Annotated in this window: 4 protein-coding genes; all 4 read right to left on the reverse strand. The window is 72.1% G+C overall.

Features of this window, described 5'->3' with window-relative positions; translation table 11 throughout:
* Positions 1-583: adenylyltransferase/cytidyltransferase family protein (ribF, locus tag VGD85_RS01155; RefSeq protein ID WP_331061617.1), on the reverse strand; the 583-nt coding region annotated here is incomplete at its 3' end.
* A 20-nt stretch (positions 584-603) separates the two neighbouring features.
* Positions 604-1497 (reverse strand): tRNA pseudouridine(55) synthase TruB, encoded by an 894-nt coding sequence (gene truB, locus VGD85_RS01160; RefSeq protein WP_331061618.1) that lies wholly within the window; start codon positions 1495-1497, stop codon positions 604-606.
* Positions 1484-1951, reverse strand: a complete 468-nt coding sequence (gene rbfA, locus VGD85_RS01165) for a 30S ribosome-binding factor RbfA (RefSeq protein WP_331061619.1) — start codon at positions 1949-1951, stop codon at positions 1484-1486. Before rbfA ends, truB begins: the two co-directional genes overlap by 14 nt.
* Positions 1952-2070: 119 nt before the next feature.
* On the reverse strand, positions 2071-4157 hold a 2087-nt coding region (gene infB, locus VGD85_RS01170), incomplete at its 5' end, for a translation initiation factor IF-2 (protein ID WP_331061620.1).

A 4157-nucleotide genomic window follows, 5' to 3' on the forward strand; every position in this document is an offset into this window, starting at 1 on the left:
TCACGACCACGCCGCGCACCGAGTACGGCCGGCCGAGCGCCTCGGCGGCACCGGCAACGTCACCGGCGGCCAGGCTCATCCGGACGTACGTCGAGGACCACACCTGCGGCCCTCCGTCGAGCGGGATGCCCTCGGCGGTGAAGCCGTGGCGCTCACCGGCCTCGCGCAGCGTCGCGACGTCGCCGGCGGCGCGGTGGCCGTAGCGGAAGTTGGCCCCGACCACGACCGCGGCGGCGTGGAGGCCGTCGACGAGCACGCGCTGCACGAACTCCTCGGGGGTCCACCGGGCGACGTCGCGGTCGAAGGGCAGCGCCAGCACCCCGTCGGCCCCGGCCTCCGCGAGCAGCTCGGCGCGTCGCTCCAGGGACGTCAGCGTCATCGGCGCGTGCTCGGGCCGGAGCACGGCCATCGGGTGCGGGTCGAAGGTCACCGCGACGACCGCCAGGGACCGCTCGGCCGCGGTCTCGCGCGCCCGGTTGACCACGTGGCGGTGTCCGAGGTGCACGCCGTCGAAGTTGCCGACGACCACGACGGTGGGTCCGAGGTCGGAGGGGATCTCCTCCAGGGAGCGCCAGATCTGCACCCGGGCAGCCTAGCGAGGGCTCAGACGAACACCGCGACAGCCTTCGCCACACCGCCGCGGGGCTCGTAGAGCGCGAGGAACCGTCCGTCGGGTGCGAACACCGCGCTCAACCCGGCGAGCTCGAGCCGCAGCGGCCGGCCGAAGCGGACGTCGGCGGCCTGGGCGTCGTCGAGATCGACGCTCGCGAACGCCGCTCGGGCGGCGTCGGCCACCGGCAGCACGGTGAAGTCCTCGGCGAGCTGCTCGAGCGTGTGCGCCGTCTCCAGACGGTAGGGGCCGACGGCGGTACGCCGCAGCGCGGTCAGGTGCCCACCGACACCGAGGCGGGCGCCGAGGTCGCGCGCGATCGCGCGCACGTAGGTGCCGCTCGAGCACCGCACCGAGACGTCGAGGTCGACCGACTCCTCGCCGGGGCGGACGTCGTGGACCACGAGCTCGTGCACGGTGACGGGACGGGCCTCCAGCTCGACGTCCTCGCCCGCACGGACCCGCTGGTAGGCGCGCTTGCCGTCGACCTTGATCGCCGACACCGCGGTCGGCACCTGGAGCAGGTCGCCGACGAACTCGGCCGCCGCGGACCGGACCGTCGCCTCGTCCAGCCGCGCGGTGGAGGCGGTGGCGGTCACCTCGCCCTCGGCGTCGTCGGTGGTCGTGGAGACGCCGAGCCGGATGGTGGCGTCGTACGCCTTCTCGGTGAGCATCAGGTGCCCGAGCAGCCGGGTCGCGCGGTTGATCCCGAGCACGAGCACACCGGTGGCCATCGGATCGAGCGTGCCGGCGTGTCCGACCTTGCGGGTGCCGGCGAGCCGGCGCACCCGCGACACGACGTCGTGCGACGTCAGGCCGGCGGGCTTGTCGACGATGACCAGCCCGGCGACCGACCCCGCGACCGGGCCGGTGTCACTCGCCGTCATCGACCCCGTCGGACTCGTCGGCCTCGACGTCGCGGGGCTTCTTGTAGGGGTCCTCGCCGCCGGCGAACTCGGTGCCGCGGCGGGCCGCGACCTCCTCGTCCAGCGCCTTCGCACGGGCCAGCACCTCGTCGAGGTGGCGCGCGCTCTCCGGCAGCGCGTCGGCGACGAACGTCAGCGTCGGCGCCGTGCGCATCCCCAGCTGCTTGGCGACCTCCGAGCGCAGCAGCCCCTTGGCCGACTCCAGCGCGGCGGCCGTGCTCGCGAGCGCGGCCTCGTCGTCACCGGCCTGGTCCAGCACCGTGTAGAAGATCGTCGCCTGCTGCGAGTCGCCGGTCACGCGGACGTCGGTGACGGTCACGAACCCCAGGCGCGGGTCCTTGATCCGGCGCTCCAGCATCTCCGCGACGATCACCTGGATCCGGTCGGCGATCTTGCGGACGCGTGGGTTGCTCATGCTTCCTACTCTCTCAAACCCTCATCAGACGCCGAGTCGGCGCCAGTTTCCCTCCCGCACGCGCCGAGTCGGCGCCAGTTTCCGCGAAGACCGGGAAACTGGCGCCGACTCGGCAGTGATCAGCTGCGCGCGATCTCGCGCATCTCGAACGCCTCGACGATGTCGCCTTCCTTGATGTCCTGGAAGTTGCGCAGCACCAGACCGCACTCGAAGCCCTCGCGGACCTCGGACGCGTCGTCCTTCTCGCGCTTGAGCGACGCGAGGTCGAGGTTGTCGGCCACCACGGCGCCGTCGCGGATGACCCGGACCTTGGCGTTGCGGCGGATCAGGCCGCTGGTGACCATGCAGCCGGCGATGTTGCCGACCTTCGACGAGCGGAAGATCGCCCGGATCTCCGCCTGGCCGAGGGTCGACTCCTCGTAGACCGGCTTGAGCATGCCCTTGAGCGCGGCCTCGATCTCCTCGATGGCCTGGTAGATCACCGTGTAGTAGCGGATCTCCACACCCTCGCGGTCGGCGAGCTCGGTGGCCTTGCCCTGCGGGCGGACGTTGAAGCCGATGATGATCGCGTCGGAGGCGGCCGCCAGGTCGACGTTGGTCTCGGTGATCGCACCGACACCGCGGTCGATGACGCGCAGGCTCACCTCGTCGCCGACGTCGATCTTCGCCAGCGCGTCCTCGAGCGCCTCGACCGAACCGGACACGTCGCCCTTCAGGATCAGGTTGAGCTCCTGGCTCTCGCCCTTCTCCATGGAGGCCATGAAGTCCTCGAGCGTACGGCGCACGCGGCGCTTGGCCTGCATGGCCGCCCGCTCGCGGGCCTCACGCTTCTCGGCGATCTGGCGCGCCATCCGGTCGTCCTCGACCACGATGAAGTTCTGTCCGGCGCCGGGGACGGCGGACAGACCCAGCACCATGGCGGGGCGCGACGGGGTGGCCTCGGTCAGCTCGTTGCCGTACTCGTCGAGCATCGCCCGGACGCGGCCGTGGGCCGGGCCCGCGACGATCGAGTCGCCGACGCGGAGCGTGCCGCGCTGGACCAGGATCGTGGCCACGGGGCCGCGACCACGGTCGAGGTGCGCCTCGATGACCAGACCCTGCGCGTCCCGGTTGGGGTTGGCGCGCAGGTCCAGCGACGCGTCGGCGGTCAGCACGACCGCCTCCAGCAGCTTGTCGAGGTTGAGCTCGGACTTGGCCGAGACGTCGACGAACATCGTGTCGCCGCCGTACTCCTCGGGGACCAGGCCGTACTCGGTCAGCTGGCCGCGGACCTTGGTCGGGTCGGCCTCGGGCTTGTCGATCTTGTTGACCGCGACCACGATCGGCACGCCGGCCGCCTTGGCGTGGTTGAGCGCCTCGACGGTCTGCGGCATCACGCCGTCGTCCGCCGCGACCACGAGGATCGCGATGTCCGAGGACTGCGAGCCGCGCGCACGCATGGCGGTGAACGCCTCGTGACCCGGGGTGTCGATGAAGGTGATCCGGCGGTCCTCGCCGTCGACATCGGTGTGCACCTGGTAGGCGCCGATGTGCTGGGTGATGCCGCCGGCCTCGCCCGCCACCACGTTGGCGTGGCGCAGCGCGTCGAGCAGCTTGGTCTTGCCGTGGTCGACGTGACCCATCACCGTGACGACCGGCGGACGGCTCTCGAAGTGCTCCTCGTCCTCCTCGTCGTCGGCGAACTCGATGTCGAAGGACTCGAGCAGCTCGCGGTCCTCGTCCTCGGGGGACACGACCTCGACGACGTAGTTGAGCTCCTCGCCGAGCAGCTCGAGGGTCTCGTCGTTGACGGACTCGGTCGCGGTGACCATCTCGCCGAGGCTGAACAGCATCTGCACCAGCTGGGCCGGCTCGACGTTGATCTTCTCGGCGAAGTCGGTGAGCGACGCACCGCGGGGCAGCCGGACGGTCTCGCCGTTGCCCTTGCGGACGCGGATGCCGCCGATCGTCGGGGCCTCCATGGCCTCGAACTCCTGGCGACGCGCCCGCTTGGACTTGCGGCCACGCCGCGACGGACCGCCGGGGCGACCGAACGCACCCTGGGTCTGGCCACGCTGACCGGGACGGCCACCACCGGGACGGCCACCACCGCTGGGGCCGAAGCCGCCGCCACCGGGACGACCCGGGGCACCGGCACCGGCACCGCCGCGACCCGGCGCGCCACCGCGACCGGGAGCACCGCGGCCCGGAGCACCGGGACGACCCG

Source organism: Nocardioides sp. (genome assembly GCF_036401255.1).
Classification (GTDB): domain Bacteria; phylum Actinomycetota; class Actinomycetes; order Propionibacteriales; family Nocardioidaceae; genus Nocardioides.

What these genes read in the sequence shown, in the direction of transcription:
- truB (WP_331061618.1), bottom strand. Translation starts at nt 1,497, where the DNA reads ATGACGGCGAGTGACACCGGCCCGGTCGCGGGGTCGGTCGCCGGGCTG.
- rbfA (WP_331061619.1), bottom strand. Translation starts at nt 1,951, where the DNA reads ATGAGCAACCCACGCGTCCGCAAGATCGCCGACCGGATCCAGGTGATC.